The organism is Cupriavidus sp. GW822-FHT02D05 (assembly GCF_058802485.1).
This window is the reverse complement of the sequence record NZ_JBXAOE010000050.1, coordinates 12614-27560: the sequence shown is the minus strand read 5'-3', so window position 1 is coordinate 27560 and position 14947 is coordinate 12614. Positions and strand designations below refer to the sequence as shown.

Annotated in this window: 12 protein-coding genes and 1 pseudogene; 6 read left to right on the top strand and 7 right to left on the bottom strand. The window is 67.1% G+C overall.

Annotated elements, in window-relative coordinates:
* The first annotated feature begins 35 nt into the window (after positions 1-35).
* The 3 genes and pseudogenes from AC1RQK_RS38275 to AC1RQK_RS38265 all read left to right on the top strand — a co-directional run bounded on the left by AC1RQK_RS38275 (position 36) and on the right by AC1RQK_RS38265 (position 2603).
* Complete coding sequence (locus tag AC1RQK_RS38275; protein WP_043344279.1) at positions 36-1052, top strand: aromatic ring-hydroxylating dioxygenase subunit alpha; 1017 nt, start codon at positions 36-38, stop codon at positions 1050-1052.
* Between the two features lie 128 nt (positions 1053-1180).
* Positions 1181-1618: pseudogene (locus tag AC1RQK_RS38270) on the top strand (solute carrier family 23 protein); the annotation flags it as partial.
* A gap of 100 nt (positions 1619-1718) precedes the next feature.
* Positions 1719-2603 carry a solute carrier family 23 protein gene (locus tag AC1RQK_RS38265; RefSeq protein ID WP_492814675.1) on the top strand — a complete coding sequence of 295 codons (885 nt, stop codon included), beginning with the start codon at positions 1719-1721 and terminating at the stop codon, positions 2601-2603.
* A gap of 12 nt (positions 2604-2615) precedes the next feature.
* On the opposite strand, the gene AC1RQK_RS38260 is transcribed toward AC1RQK_RS38265, so the two are convergent.
* Positions 2616-3785, bottom strand: a complete 1170-nt coding sequence (locus tag AC1RQK_RS38260; RefSeq protein ID WP_492814673.1) for an HPP family protein — start codon at positions 3783-3785, stop codon at positions 2616-2618.
* 201 nt (positions 3786-3986) lie between these two features.
* Here AC1RQK_RS38260 and AC1RQK_RS38255 point away from each other — a divergent pair, with 201 nt between their 5' ends.
* On the top strand, positions 3987-5726 hold the full coding sequence (locus AC1RQK_RS38255; RefSeq protein ID WP_492814671.1) for a chloride channel protein: 1740 nt from the start codon (positions 3987-3989) through the stop codon (positions 5724-5726).
* Positions 5727-5741: 15 nt separating this feature from the next.
* Here the strand turns inward: AC1RQK_RS38255 and AC1RQK_RS38250 are convergent, their stop codons facing one another.
* On the bottom strand, positions 5742-6164 hold the full coding sequence (locus tag AC1RQK_RS38250; protein ID WP_006160263.1) for an Lrp/AsnC family transcriptional regulator: 423 nt from the start codon (positions 6162-6164) through the stop codon (positions 5742-5744).
* 206 nt (positions 6165-6370) lie between these two features.
* On the opposite strand from AC1RQK_RS38250, the gene AC1RQK_RS38245 reads away from it, so the two are divergent.
* The gene (locus AC1RQK_RS38245) at positions 6371-7270 is read left to right on the top strand and encodes a dimethylarginine dimethylaminohydrolase family protein (RefSeq protein ID WP_492814669.1); all 900 of its coding nucleotides are present in this window, start codon (positions 6371-6373) and stop codon (positions 7268-7270) included.
* Between the two features lie 49 nt (positions 7271-7319).
* Positions 7320-8396, top strand: coding sequence for an ornithine cyclodeaminase (ocd, locus tag AC1RQK_RS38240; protein WP_492814667.1), 1077 nt, complete (start codon positions 7320-7322; stop codon positions 8394-8396).
* A gap of 186 nt (positions 8397-8582) precedes the next feature.
* On the opposite strand, the gene AC1RQK_RS38235 is transcribed toward ocd, so the two are convergent.
* From AC1RQK_RS38235 to AC1RQK_RS38215, 5 genes are all read right to left on the bottom strand, one after another.
* Positions 8583-9185 (bottom strand): helix-turn-helix domain-containing protein, encoded by a 603-nt coding sequence (locus AC1RQK_RS38235; RefSeq protein ID WP_006160260.1) that lies wholly within the window; start codon positions 9183-9185, stop codon positions 8583-8585.
* Between the two features lie 519 nt (positions 9186-9704).
* Positions 9705-10727 (bottom strand): glycosyltransferase family 2 protein, encoded by a 1023-nt coding sequence (locus AC1RQK_RS38230; protein ID WP_492814665.1) that lies wholly within the window; start codon positions 10725-10727, stop codon positions 9705-9707.
* A complete protein-coding gene (locus AC1RQK_RS38225; protein ID WP_492375815.1) occupies positions 10708-11274 on the bottom strand; it encodes an LbetaH domain-containing protein in 567 nt (188 codons plus the stop codon). Before AC1RQK_RS38225 ends, AC1RQK_RS38230 begins: the two co-directional genes overlap by 20 nt.
* A gap of 400 nt (positions 11275-11674) precedes the next feature.
* Positions 11675-13036 (bottom strand): sigma-54-dependent transcriptional regulator, encoded by a 1362-nt coding sequence (locus AC1RQK_RS38220; protein ID WP_253931852.1) that lies wholly within the window; start codon positions 13034-13036, stop codon positions 11675-11677.
* Positions 13026-14942 carry a sensor histidine kinase gene (locus AC1RQK_RS38215; RefSeq protein WP_492376471.1) on the bottom strand — a complete coding sequence of 639 codons (1917 nt, stop codon included), beginning with the start codon at positions 14940-14942 and terminating at the stop codon, positions 13026-13028. The genes AC1RQK_RS38220 and AC1RQK_RS38215 overlap by 11 nt, the downstream gene beginning before the upstream one ends.
* Positions 14943-14947 lie beyond the last annotated feature (5 nt).

The following is a 14947-nucleotide window of genomic DNA, read 5'->3' as shown; positions in this document are numbered from 1 at the left end:
AACCCACACTCGACAATACGAGAGGAGACTTCCCAATGCTTGTCACTCAACAACCGGTCCTGCGGCGCTTCTGGTACGCGGTCATTCCCGAGTCCAGGCTCGACCTTGGCCCGCAGCCGTTCACGCTGCTGGGCGAGGACATCGTGATCTGGCGCGGCGCCGATGGCACGCCCGCAGCCGTGCGCGACCGCTGCTGCCACCGCACCGCCAAGCTCTCCAAGGGCTATGTGGATTCGGACGGCCTGCTGTGCTGCGGCTATCACGGCTGGTCCTACGACTGCAGCGGCAAGTGCGTGCGCATTCCGCAGATGCCGCAGAACATGATCCCCGCCAACGCACGCGTGGCGAACTACCACTGCAAGCTGCGCTACGGCTACGTGTGGGTGGCGCTGGAAGACCCGCTGACCGACATCCCGGATATCCCCGAAGGCAACGATCCTTCGCTGCGCCGCATCCCGCAGTTCTACGAGCGCTGGGCATGCAGCGGCCTGCGCTTCATGGAGAACTCGTTCGACAACGCGCATTTCAGCTTCGTGCACAAGAACACCTTCGGCAAGTTCGCCAGCCCGAAGCCAGCAGACATCGAGATCATCGAGAACGCGTGGGGGTTCGAATCGCGCCGCTCGGTGCCGATCATGAACCCGCCCGATAGCTGGCTGCTCACCGGCAGCAAGGAGCCGGAGACCATCCGCCACCTGCACGACAACTGGTACATGCCGTTCTCGCGCCGCTTCGGCTGCACCTATCCGAATGGCCTGGTGCACACCATCGTCAACTGCGCCACGCCCATCGACGACAAGAGCACGATGATGGTCCAGTGGCTATACCGCAACGACACGGAGCAGCAGGCCCCGGCCGAGGAACTGGTCAAGTTCGACCATGCGGTCACGCGCGAGGACAAGGAGATCCTGGAGGCCACGGATTACGACGCGCCCATCGATACCACGCGGCGCATGGAGTTCCACATGCCGTCCGACAAGCCCGGGCTGGTGATGCGCAAGAAGCTGATGGCGCTGCTGCAGGCGCATGGCGAGAAGGAGGTGCACCTGTAATGCTTGCTTGATCTTGCCCCGGCGCCTGCTGGGCGCTAGCCAGGTTCCGGGGCTCTCTTTTTTTTGCGCGCCCGTATTCCCAGAGATGTCGCGTCATCGCACGTAACGGCACAAGAGGAGACAACCCCATGAACACGCAAGACCTGACCGGCGACAGGCCGGCCGCAGTTGACCAGGTGCCCGCTCCCGGGCCGCTGGTGATGCTGGGCTTCCAGCACGTGCTGGTGATGTATGTCGGTGCCATTGCGGTGCCGATGATCATCGCCAGCGCGCTCAAGCTGCCGAAGGAGGCGGTGGCGGTCCTGATCAATGCCGACCTCTTCACCTGTGGCATCGCCACCATCCTGCAGGCCGCGGGCTTCTGGCGCTTCGGCGTACGCATGCCGGTGATGCAGGGCGTGGCCTTCAGCGCCATCCCGCCGATCCTCGTCATCGCCACCAATCCTGCGCTTGGCTTGCCGGCTGTCATCGGTGCGGTGATGGCGGGCGGCGTCATCACCATGCTGCTGGCGCCGGTGTTCGGCAAGCTGCTGCGCTTTTTTCCGCCCATCGTTGGCGGGTCCATCGTGATGGTGGTGGGGCTGTCGCTGTTTCCGGTCGGCGTGAACTGGGTGGGCGGTGGGCGCGGGGGGGGGGGGGGGGGGGGGGGGGGGGGAAAGGAGTTGGGTGGGGGGGGGGCGCGGCGCGCCGGGTTTCGGCGCCCCCCACAACCTGGCGCTGGCGGGCTTTGTGTTCGCGCTGATCCTGGTCATCAACAAGTGGCTCAAGGGCTTCTGGTCCAACGTCTCCGTGCTGCTGGCGCTGGCGGCCGGCATGCTGGTGGCGATCCCCTTTGGCATGGTGGACTTCCATGGCGTGGCCGAGGCGCCGATGGTCGACGTGATCCATCCCTTCTATTTCGGCTGGCCGGTGTTCGACGTGGTGGCCACGCTGACGATCGTGGTGGTGATGATCATCATCATGATCGAGTCGATGGGCTTGTTCCTGGCGATCGGCGATGTCGTGAACAAGCCGCTGAGCGCGGGCGAGATGACGGATGGCTTGCGGGCCAACGGGCTGGCCAGCGTGATCGGCGGGGCGCTCAATGGCTTTCCCTACACCATCTACAGCCAGAACATCGGCCTGCTGGTGGTGACGGGCGTCAAGAGCCGCTGGGTCGTGGTGGCGGCGGGCGTGATCCTGTGCGCGCTGGGCTTGTTCCCCAAGCTGGCCACGGTCGTCGCCTCCATCCCTCTGCCGGCGCTGGGCGGTGCAGGGCTGTTCATGTTCGGGGTGGTGACCTCGGCGGGCGTGCGCACGCTGGCGCGGGTGGATTTCGAGGGCACGCGGCACAACGTGTATATCGTTGCCGCCACCCTGGCCATCTCCCTGCTGCCCACGTTCTCGGGCACGCTGTTCAATCAATTGCCGGGCTGGCTGCAGCCCATCATGCACAGCAGCATCCTGCTGGCTTGCGTGATGTCGGTGGCATTGAACCTGTTGTTCAATGGCATGGCGCGTGCCGATGCACACGCCATGCCGGCGGCGGGCGGGTTGCAGGCGAGCCGCTAGCCCCCGCGCGGGTCAGCTTGCCGGTTGCGCATCCGGTTCCACTTTTGCCGGTGGGCCTTGTTCGAGCAGCGCGGCGATCAGGTCCGATTGCGTGACGATGCCCAGCAGCCGCCGCTGGGCATCCACCACCGGCACCTGATGCAGGCCGCCATTGGAAAACGCCCGCGCCAGCTCCACCATGGGTTGCTCTGCCCGTGCCGTAGCCATGCCGGTGTGCATCAGGTCCTTGGCAGTTCCCGCACGGACCTGCCCCTCGGCGCCACTGCGCGCCGCAAGAAGATCCGCCAACCCAAGCATGCCAAGCAGCCGCCGCTGCGCATCCACCACCGGCAGCGCCTGGATCCCATGCTTGAACAACAGGGCGCGCGCCTCCAGGCCACTCTGCCCGGGCTGCACCGTCACCACGTCCCGCGACATGATGTCCACGCATCGCACATCGCCAAAGTGCCGGCGATACGCCCGTAACTGCGCGGCCACCAGGATGTCTTCCAGGTCGTCTTCCTCGATGTCCAGGAACTCGCCGCGCGCCTTGAGCACTTCGTCCAGATCGCTGCGGTTGAACCCCACCCGCTCGCTCGGCAACGGATCGGCGGTGCGGTGCGGGTTGGCGTGTTCGACGGGGCGGTGCGGATAGCGCCGGCGCATCAGGTTGTTGAACAGCAGCGCCACCAGCAGCAGCAACATCGAGTTGACCGCGACCGGCATCACCACGAAGCCAAAGCCAAGCTGGGTCACGGCGTGGCCGCCGAACACCGCGGTGATCGCCACCGCGCCGCTGGGCGGGTGCACGCAGCGCAACTGGAACATGGCGACAATGGCCAGCGCCACGGCCACCGAGGCGGCCAGCCCGGGCTCGGGGATCCAGCGTGCGCAGGCCACGCCGATCAGCGCCGCCACCAGGTTGCCGCCAATGATGGACCAGGGCTGCGCCAGCGGGCTCGCCGGCACGGCGAACAGCAGCACCGCGGAGGCGCCCATCGGGGCGATGAACCAGGGGTTGAAGCCGCCCAGCAGGTGACGGCTGATCCATTCGGTGAGCAGCAGGCCGACCAGCGCGCCCAAGCAGCTCTTGACGCGCTCGCGGCGGCCGGCGGCGATGGGGGTGGGGGCAAACGCGCGCAGCCACGCACGTGCCCGGCCTGGCGGGAAATCGGCTAAGGAGGGGGCCTGGGATGGCGGCATGGGTCTGTTTCTTTGGGTTGTGCGGGCGAATGCGCGTGAATGCGCGTGAATGCGCGTAATAGCGCACCTGGATCGCCTTGGCATCGTGCTCCGGAAATCCAGCGTGCAAATATATCATGACGTGATACATTTCGTTTTTCGCGCAGCGGGATCGGCCCGCGATCCGCGTCCCGTCCTCCGCCTACTTTCCCGATCCTGGCCATGCACTTCGAAAAACGCGACTACGCCGTCGACCGCCGGCTGCTCCTGCTGGCAGCGCTGGCGCCCCTTATCGGGGCCATCAGCACGGCGGCTGCCGTGCTGTTGCTGAACCTGATCCGGTTCTTCACCAATCTCTTCTTTTATCAGACCCTGTCGCTGGCGGATCGCTCGCCGGCGCAGCATCCGCTGGGGGCATGGGTCATCGTGGTGCCGGCGGTCGGCGGCCTGCTGGTGGGCCTGATGGCGCGTTACGGCAGCGACAAGATCCGTGGCCACGGCATCCCGGAAGCCATCGAGGCCGTGCTGTTCGGCAAGAGCAAGATGTCGCCCCGGGTGGCCGTGCTCAAGCCGCTGTCCTCTGGCATCGTGATCGGCAGCGGTGGGCCGTTTGGCGCGGAGGGGCCGATCATCATGACCGGCGGCTCGATCGCCTCGCTGCTCGCGCAGTACCTGCATCTCACCGCGGCCGAGCGCAAGACGCTGCTGGTGGCGGGTGCCTGCGCCGGCATGACTGCGATCTTCGGCACGCCGGTGGCGGCGGTGCTGCTGGCCGTGGAGCTGTTGCTGTTCGAGCTGCGCCCGCGCAGCCTGCTGCCGGTGGCGCTGGCTTGCGCCGTTGCCGGCTTCCTGCGCACGATGGTGTTCGAGCCTGGCCCCTTGTTTGCGCTGCACACCGCGCCGGCCAGCACCATGGCGCTGGGCTCGTGCGTGGTTGCCGGGCTGCTTTGCGGCGTGCTGGGCGCCGCGCTGACGCTGGCGCTCTATCGCACCGAGGACCAGTTCTCCAAGTTCAAGCTGCACTGGATGTGGTGGCCGGCAATCGGCGGGCTGGTGGTCGGCATTGGCGGGTACTTCGAGCCGCGCGCGCTGGGCGTGGGCTATGACGTGATCGCGGACCTGTTGCACAACCGCATGGCGATCGGCGTGGTGCTGGCCCTGCTGACGGTCAAGGCCATCATCTGGGTGGCAGCGCTGGGGTCCGGCACGTCGGGTGGCGTGCTGGCCCCGCTGCTGATGCTTGGCGCGGGCCTTGGCGTGGCGCTGGCGCCGTGGCTGCCCGGCGCCTCGCCGCAGTTGTGGGCGCTCGTGTGCATGGCGGGTGTGCTGGGCAGCGTGCTTGGCGCGCCGCTGACCGCCATCGTCTTCGCGTTTGGCCTGACGCATGACAGCAATGCTCTGCTGCCGCTGCTGCTGACCGTGGCGATGGCGCATGGCTTCACGGTGCTGACCATGAAGCGCTCGATCATGACCGAGAAGATCGCACGCCGGGGCCTGCATATCTATCGCGAGTATGGCGTGGATCCGCTCGAGCGCCAGCACGTGGCGGATTTGATGACGACGGCTGTGGTGAGCGTGGATGGCGAGCAGCCGGTCCACGTCTTGTGGGCCAGCCACTTTGGCGAGCACGCACCGCATCGCGGCTATCCGGTCGTGTGCGCAGCGCGCGTGGTCGGCATGCTGGAGCGCAACGCGCTGCGCGGGCGGGAAGTTTCGATGGAGGCCGGCCGCGCGCTGATGGCGCCACTGCAGCCGCACCAGGTGCTGCTGCCTGCGCAGACCGCGCGCCTCGCTGCGGGCCGCATGGCGCAGCTCGGTGTCAGCCGGCTGCCGGTGGTGGCCGACCTGGATTCCATGCGGCTGGTGGGCGTGGTCTCGCTACGCGACCTGCTGCGCCCCAGCGGCCAGGTGCTGCACGAGGAAACCCGGCGGGAACGGCTGCGCGGCACTGCCGCAGCGTAAGCGCGCTCGCGTCGCCTAAAGCTTGTAGCTGGACAGCAGGATGCTGGTCTCCGTGGCGGCAATGCCGTCGATCAGCCGGATGCGGTCCAGCGTGCGGTCGAAGGCTTCCAGCGAATCCGCGCGCAGCTCGGCGATGATGTCCCAGCGCCCGTTGGTGGTGTGCATGGCCTGCACATTGGGCTCGCCGCGCAGTGCCTGCAGCACCGCGCGCGCCTTGTTGCCTTCCACCGCGATGGTCATCCAGGCACGGATGCGGTGCGCCTCGGCTTCGGGTTTCAGCCGCACCGTGTAGCCCACGATCAGGCCTTCCTTTTCCAGCTTGTCGATGCGGTTCTGCACGGTGGCGCGCGAGACGCGCAGCGCCTTGGCCAGGGCGGTGGCGGGCGTACGCGCGTTGTCGCGCAAGAGGGCGAGCAGTTGGCGGTCGGTGTCGTCCATGGTGGGTTCTGGAAGGGGGGCTGGGGAGGGCCTTTGCATGCATTTTCGTTGCGGCTGGCGATTCGCTAATTTTAGCTGGCGTTTTGCAGTATGGCACAGGCAAATTGCGCAACTTGCTGGCTTTTAGTTAGCGGGGCAGTGCACCAGAATGCAGGCATTCCAAGGCATTGACTGACCCCCGTCACCCATCACCCAAAGGAGCCAGCGTGATCCACCAGCCCACCATCTTGCTTGTCGAGCCCACCCATTACGATGTGTCGTACAGCATCAACCCGTGGATGGACCCCGGCCTCTGGGCTAGCAACCCGCGCGGCATGCATCGCAATGCGGTGGCATCCTTCGAATCCCTGCATGCGGCCCTGCAGGCGGCCGGCTTCACGGTGGAAACCGCGCCCGGCGCGCCCGGCCTGCCCGACATGGTGTTCCCCGCCAATGCCGCCGTGGTGCTGGACGGCCACGCCGTGCTGGCGCGCTTTCGCTATCCCCAACGGGCCGGCGAGGAAGCGCCCTTTGCGCGGATCTTCGAGGGCCTGCGCGAACGCGGCCTGATCGACTCCGTCAGCCTGCTGCCCGAAGGCTGCTACCAGGAAGGCGCTGGCGACTGCATCTGGGATGCCGTGCGCGGCCACTTCTGGGCCGGCTTTGGCCCGCGCTCCTCGCGTGCCGCGGCCGATGCCATGGCGAGCCATTTCGGCCGCGAGGTTGTCGCGCTGGAGCTTGCCACGGCGCAGAGCTATCACCTCGACGTGTGCTTCTGCCCGCTGTCCGGCGGCGAGATTCTCTACTACCCGCCCGCCTTTACGCAGGACGCCCTGCGCATCTTGCGCGAGCGCGTGCCGGCCAGCCTGCGCATCGAAGCGAGCGAGGACGACCTGCGCCACTTCAGCGTCAATGCGGTCAACCTGCATGACCAGGTGGTGATGACGCGCACCACGCCGCACCTGCGCGCCGAACTGGGCCAGCGCGGCTACCACCTGCGCGAGGTGGACCTGTCGCCGTACATGCTGTCCGGCGGCGGCGCCTACTGCATGACGCTGCGCCTGGACCGCACCAGCGGGCCGGCCCGGGCGAGCGCCGCGGCCGACGGCGCCGCGGTGGCGGCATGAGCGCGAAGGACGAGCACAAACCAATACCGAGCCAGCAAGGGAGAACACCATGAAGGAGATCGCCATGACCCGCTTTCTGGACGCCGCCGATGTGGCGGCGCTGGTGCGCGCCACGGGCGTCGCCAACGCCATCGCGCAGATGGCGCATCACATTCGCCAGGATTTTGTGCGCTGGGACGCATTCGATAAATCCGCGCGGTTGGCGACGCACTCCGTCGACGGGGTGATCGAGCTGATGCCGGTGAGCGACGCCGTGCAGTATGCGTTCAAGTACGTCAACGGCCATCCGCGCAATGCGCAGAACGCCATGCCGACGGTGATGGCTTTTGGCGTGCTGGCGGAAGTGGCGAGCGGCTTTCCGCTGCTGCTGTGCGACCTCACGTTGGCCACCGCATTGCGCACCGCCGCCACGTCGGCACTCGCCGCGCAGGTGATGGCGCGGCCCGGCGCCGCCACGCTGGCGCTGATCGGCAACGGCGCGCAGGCGGAGTTCCAGGCACTGGCCTTCCATGCCATGGTGGGCATCCGGGAGATCCGTGCCTACGACATCGATCCCGCCGCGACGGCGCGGCTCGCGCGCAACCTGCAAGGCGTGCAGGGGCTGAAGGTGGTGGCGGTGGACTCCGTGCGCGCAGCCGTGCAGGGTGCCGACATCATCAGCACCGTCACCGCCGACAAGACGCGGGCCACCATCCTCACGCCTGACCTGGTTGCGCCCGGTGTGCATATCAATGCGGTAGGCGGCGATTGCCCGGGCAAGACCGAACTGCACCCGCAGATCCTGCGCCAGGCGCGCATTGTGGTCGAGTACGCGCCGCAGACCCGCATTGAAGGCGAGATCCAGCAATTGCCACCGGATACACCGGTGACGGAGTTGTGGGAGGTTTTATCCGGCCGGGTGGCCGGGCGCACCGAAACGGGGCAGGTGACGGTGTTCGACTCAGTGGGGTTTGCGCTGGAGGATTACTCCGCGCTGCGCTGGCTTCATGCCGCGGCCCACGCGCAGCATCGCGGCAGCCACGTGGAGCTGGTGGCGACGCCGCCGGATCCCCGCAATCTATATGGATGGATGATGGACGCCGGAGTGCCGCAGCCCGTGCGCGAGCCGCTGGCGGCGCTGGCCTGAAGCGGCGGCCCATGCCACAACGCCGCAGTCGTGCGGGTCACGAGACTGCGGCGTTGTGGTGTGCGGTTTATAGCGAGTGCCACGCCCACGGGTAACGGGCAAGGCAAGCCGGGCGGCCGGGTGACGGCCGGGCAGATAGCTGCCGGTGAAACGTCCTGGACAGGGTCTTGGCGATGTGCCGGCCGATCAGCCGGCTGCGCCCCGGGTCATCATCAGCTGCGCGCGCAGGAAGCCTTTGACTTCTTCCAGCGAGGGCGTCTTCAGGAACACCATGATGCCCCATTGCTGCAGCGCATCGGCCACGCCGTCATAGGCCTGGCGGTTGGTGATCACGGCGAAGATGACGTTCTGGCGCGCAAAGAAGTTCTGCAGCTTCTCGATGGTGGCCGACTCGGCGTCAGTGAGTTCTTCCACGTAGTACAACACCACTCGCGGATGCGAGCTGACCGAAGTAATGATGGTATCCACCACGTCCTCCACCACCACGCTTTTCAGGGGCAAGCCCCATTTGCCCAGTTGCGCGTGGATACGTTGGGCTTCCTGGTGGTTTGGGTGAAACACCACCAGGTCGAGTTCATGCACAGACGGAAGTTCCTGCCCCACGCGCGTGGCCAGCAGGCGATGCACGGTTTCCTTATGTATGCGTCGGTGGCCACCGTTGGTTTTCCAGGCCCCGAGTTCGCCGCGTTCCACCATTTTCTGCACCGTGCCCAATGACACATTGAGCAGCTTCGCGGCGGTACGCGTACTGTAGTAAGGCTTTTCAGCCAGTTCTGAATCCAGTTTCATCCGTTCACCCGTTAACTAAATACACCGCACTGCGAGAGAAACAGCAGTGACAGCGCGAGCTTTTCGCGCTGGTTTGGGGCTTGGCAATGCAAGGCAACGCGAGCCATGAAGACGGTTGCATGCTGGCACCATAAGGCCTCTTGCGTAACCTGCCCTCGCATCCGGGGCGGCGGGAGCGACGGTGCTCCCACGGTTGTGCAACGGCATGATCTATGTCACCGGTGCCTGATTCTCCCAACGGAAGAATGCCAGCCTCGAATCATATGCGGTATCGAACATAAGCAACCAGACGGCGCACCAAATATTTCGAAATCGCATTGAACGCTCCCACTTCTGGGCTTAAACGCATATTGCCGCGTTTTGGCAGACACGGGCGAGCGGGAATTTATCGCAAACATTGCATACATCTGAAGTGCTTCCACCGGTCGCTCCGCGCGTCGAAACGTATAGCGCACATGGCCGTGCGGCCGCTTGCCGCAGGAATGACAAATATGGCGTGTGCGGCAATCTCGCTTGCCGTCAGGGATTTCGCCCGCGAGCCACTGCCACCGTTTGCCGGGTCGATGTGACTGGCAGGTTGCTGAACTCACCTTCCGCATCAGCTGCCATACCCGATATCGGGAGGGACTGGCGCACGGGTGCCGGCGCGCCTTCCGGGCATACGGACTCGGGATCTGGCGCGGGCAGCGCCATGGACCTTTCCAGTTCGTGCGTCTTGAGCACGATGAAGTATTCGTAGATCGACTGCAGCATGGCGTAGGTGAGCCCGGCCCGTCCATCGAGAAAGCCGCGCTTGCCCAGGTACAGGATCGCGAACTTGACGAGGGGGCGCATCGGCAAGCGGAAGAACAGTTCCTTCTGGTGCGCGCGGCGCCGGTGGAAATCCGTCGCGAACAGGGCTTCGGCCAGGCTGAACGCTGCCGCGCCGCGCCGGTTCTCGATGATCTGCATCGCTTCCAGCCCGCTGTAATTGTTGTGGCGGGTGATCCAGTGGGTCACGCCTTTGCTGAACGGGTAGTGATCGAGGTAGCCCGTCAGCTCGCCGGCCGGGCCGTCAGGAATCGACACCGGGTTTACCAGACGCTCGTAGCGCATCCGCTCCGGCCGGAACAAACGCAGGTAGAAGGGAGACGTCTGTACATGGCGCAGCCAGGTGCCTAGGAAAAAGTCGCGCCGTTGCACCCGGAACGCGACCTCGTCGCGCGCCGCGCGCACCGCGGCCCGGGCATGCGCCACAAGCTCGGGCGTCATGCGCTCGTCGGCGTCGATGTAGAACACCCAGGGATGGCGAAAGCCGATGTGCTGCAGGCCCCAGTTCTGGTGGCTGGCCCAGTTGTCGAAGACGCGCTGCGTGACATGCGCGCCGAAGCGCTGCGCGATCGCCACCGTGGCGTCGGTGCTCATCGAGTCGTACACGTGGATGTCGTCCGACCAGGCCACGCTTTGCAGGCAGCCCGGCAGGTCCTGCTCCTCGTTGCGGGTCAGGATCAGCACGGAAATGCCCGGCGCTTGCATGGGCTGGCTAGGCTGGGGGCTTGGCATGTCTGACTCTCGTGCTGATGGCGCGGGCCGGGATGCCCCCGTAGACGGTCCATGGCGTGCGCAGGCTTTTGCTCACCACCGCGCGCGGCGCGATCACCGCGCCCTCGGCCAACGTCACGCCGGGCGAGACAAAGGCCTCGGCGCAGATCCACACGTGCGCCGCGAGCACGATGGGATGGGCAACCAGCTGGAAGTTGGCGCTGTTGTAGTCGTGCGTGCCGGTGCACAAGTGCGCGCCCTGCGAGACCACGCAGAAATCGCCGATGACGATCGGCGCCATGTTGTACAGCGTGACGCCATCGGCCACGCCGACATGGCTGCCCACGCGCAGGTTCCACGGCGCCCAGATCTTCACGCCCGGATAGATATGCACATGCGGGCCCAGTTGCGCCCCGAACAACCTCAACAGCGCCGAGCGCCATGCATGCAGCGGGCGCGGGCTTGGCCGGAACAGGCACAACCAGGCCCAGTGCCAGAGCTGGCGCTGAATCCGGTTGCCGAGCGAAAACGAAGCGCCGGTAGTCGGGTCGTTTCCTTGAAGGATCATCGTCGGTCCGCTCCTGCTTGTTAGCGGCATTCTCAATGCGCGGCAAGGCCCGGCAGCCATGGGAGGCGACCACGGTGCGGGCCAGCACCGCGGTCGCCGAACCCGGCCGAAGCCAGGCTTTGTCCCGCACCGGCCGCGCCAGGCACGGCAAGGTGCAAAGCGCGCGGGAAGGGGTGAAACCATAGTGGCGCGGCGTGCGCGCCGCTTCGGTGCGGCACCTCACACAAGGAAAAACGAAGCGGGAAGGAAACGGGGCGGGGGGAAGCGGGAGGGAAGGGAGAAGGGCGGGGAGGTGGAGCGAAAGGGCTGAGAGGGCGCAGGGGGTGGGGGGTGGCGCGGCGACCGAAGCCGCAAGGAAAGCCTCAACGCAAGCTGTGCGCAAACCGCAACGCCTGGAATCTCAAAGTCGGTATTTCCTGACCTTATCGAACAAGGTCGTCTTGGCAATGCCCAGCGCCTCGCTCGCGCGGCTGAGGTTCCCCTCATGCCTGCGCATGGCGTCGGCAATCATGGCCCGCTCGAACTGCTCCACGGCCTGCGCCAGCGGCAGCGCTGCCGGCTCGGCGGTGCCTTGCCCGGGATTGCACCCCAGTCCCAGCACATGGCGCTCGGCCAGGTTGCGCAGCTCGCGCACATTGCCCGGCCACGGATAGGCCATCAGCGCAGCGAGCTCCGCCGGCGTGGCAGGCTGCGCCTCGCGCTCGAAGCGCAGCGCCGCCTGCGCGACAAAATGCTCGAACAGCGGCGGCACGTCTTCGCGCCGCTCGCGCAGCGGCGGCAGCTCCAGCGTCACCACGTTGAGCCGGTAATACAGGTCGGCGCGGAACTGGCCGGCCGCCGAGAGCGCCTTCAGGTCTGCCTTGGTGGCCGCGACCACGCGGGTGTTGACCGGCACCGGCGTATTGGAGCCAAGCCGCTCCACCACGCGCTCCTGCAGCACCCGCAGCAGCTTGATCTGCATCTGCATGGGCATGCTCTCGATCTCGTCGAGGAATAGCGTGCCGCCCTCGGCGTGCTCGATCTTGCCGATGCGCCGCCGCGCCGCGCCGGTAAACGAGCCGGCCTCATGGCCGAAGATCTCGCTTTCGAACAGCTGCTCGGGCAGGCCGCCGCAATTGATCGGCACGAAGTGCCGCGCGCGGCGCGAGCTTGCTTCGTGCAGGCAGCGGGCGACCAGTTCCTTGCCAGTGCCGGTCTCGCCGTGGATGAGCACGTTGGCGGCGGTGTCGGCCAGGTCGGCGATCAGCTTGCGCAGCCGTTCGATGGATGGCGAATGGCCGATCAGGCGCGCCTGCAAGGTGTCGCGCCCGGCCAGCTTCCTGCGCAGCTCGGCCACTTCCAGCACCAGCCGGCGCTTTTCCAGCGCGCGCTGCGTGACCTCGACCAGGCGCTCGGGCGAGAACGGTTTTTCCAGGAAGTGGTAGGCGCCGGCCTTCATGGCCTGCACGGCCAGGCTGACGTCGCCGTGGCCCGTGACCATCACCACCGGCAGCGCATCGTCGCGCGAGCGCAGCTCATGCAGCAGCGCCATGCCGTCGATGCCGGGCAGGCGGATGTCGCTCACCACCACGCCGGGGAAATGGCTGCCGACCTCGCGCAGGGCGGCTTCGGCGCTCGCCACGGCACGCGTGGCAATGCCTTCGAGCCGCAGTGCTTGCTCGCAACCCAGGCGCACGTCGGGGTCGTCTTCGACGATCAGCACGGTCAGCGGCGCGGGGTCGATCGCGTCGGGGGAATCGGCGTGGTTCGGGTCAATTGCCATGGCGGCTCTCCGGGTCAAGCCTGGCCAGCGGCAGCACCAGCGTGAAGCACGCGCCGCCGTCGGGGTGATTGCTGGCCTCCAGGCTGCCGCCGACCTCGTCCAGGATGCCGGCCGACAGCGTCAGGCCCAGGCCCAGTCCCTGTCCTGCCGGCTTGGTGGTGAAGAACGGCTCGAACAGCCGCGCGAAGGCTTCCTCGGACAGCCCGGGGCCGTTGTCGCGGATGGTCAGGCGCAGCTTGCTGCCCGCCAGGTGGCTGCGCAGCTCCAGCCGGGGCTCAGGGTTGCCGGCCAGCGCGTCGAGCGCGTTGCCGATCAGGTTGACCAGCACCTGTTCCAGCCGGTTGGGATCGCACGTCACCATCAGGTCCGGCTCGATCTCCCGGACCAGCGCCGGGCGTACCGCCTGCAGGCGTGTATCGAGCAGGAACAGGGCGTTGTCCACCGCATCGTCCAGCGGTGCCAGGCGAGCGGCGGTGCCGCCATTGCCAGGCTTGCGCGCGAATGACTTGAGCGCGCCGGTGATGCGCCCCATGCGCTCCACCAAGCCGATGATGGTGCCGAGGTTGGCCTGTGCGGTGGCGTTGTCGCCGCGCTCGAGGAATTTCTGGGTATTGCCCGAGAGCGTGCGCAGGGCGGCAAGGGGCTGGTTGAGCTCGTGGGCGATGCCGGTGGACATCTGGCCTACCGCGGCCAGCTTGCCGGCCTGCAGCAGGCCATCCTGGGCCTGGCGCAAGGTTGCCTCGGCGCGGATGCGTTCGGCGACTTCCGCCTGCAGATGCTGGTTGGCGGCGGACAGGTCCGCGGTGCGCTCCGCCACCTTGCGCTCCAGTTCGCCGTTGGCGGCCTCTAGCGCGGCGCGCGCGGCCATGCGCTCGCTGGCGATGCGCCGGCGCACGTTCCAGGCCGCCGCCAGCAGCAACAGGAAGGCGGTGAGCACGCCGGCCAGCGCGGCGGTGCTGAGCGCGGCCACGCGGGCCTGCGAGGTATTGGTGAGCAGCGTCAGGTGCCAGTCGGTGCCAACCAGTTCGGCGTTCTGCGCCAGCATGGGCGGGCCGCTGCGCAGGCGGACCAGGGCGTCGCTGTCGGACAGCTTGCGTACCGGCGTGAGCTCCAGCTGCGGGAGCGCGGCGCGGTTGTATTGCAGGTTGCGTTGCAGCCGCTCGCGCAGCTCGGGGGCCAGCGGCTTGAGCGCGCCCAGTTTCAGGGACGGGTCGGAGGCCAGGATCACCACGCCGTTCTCGTCCGTCAGCAGCATCTGGGTATCGGCGCCCTGCCAGCGGTTCTCCAGGGGTTCCAGCCCCACCTTGACGACCGCTACGCCGCTTGGCTTGTGGCGATCGCCCAGCGGCGCCGAGAGGTAGTAGCCGGGCTCGCTGCGGGTGGTGCCCACGCCATAGAAGCGGCCCAGCTGACCGTCCGCGGCGTCGCTGAAGTAGGGGCGAAAGCTCAGGTCTTCGCCCAGGTAGCTGTCGGGGCGCTGCCAATTGCTGGTGGCGAGCACGTGGCCGCGGGCATCGAGTACGAACACCACGCGGGTGCCGGCGCGGGCATTGACCGCGGCCAGGTACTGGTTGGCGGCCTCGACGCGTGCCGGGTCGTTCGGGTGAGCCAGCAGGGTAGCGATCTTGTCGTCCAGCGAGAGCAGGCTGGGCACGTAGTCATAGCGCGCCAGCTCGCTCGACAGGGCCTGCCCGTACAGGCGCAGCTGCACCTGGCCGCGCTCGCCCTGGCGCGCCAGCGCGTTGTCGTAGCTGTACCGGTAGCCCATGGCGCCAGCCAGCCCGATCAGCGTCGCCAGCGCCAGCATGGCCATGAGGGGCACCCATGGGCGCAGGCGTGCGGCACGAGCGGAGGTGTCGTGCGGGGCGCTTTGCGGGGTAGCGTGTGAAGGGAGCGGGCCGGTCATGGGAG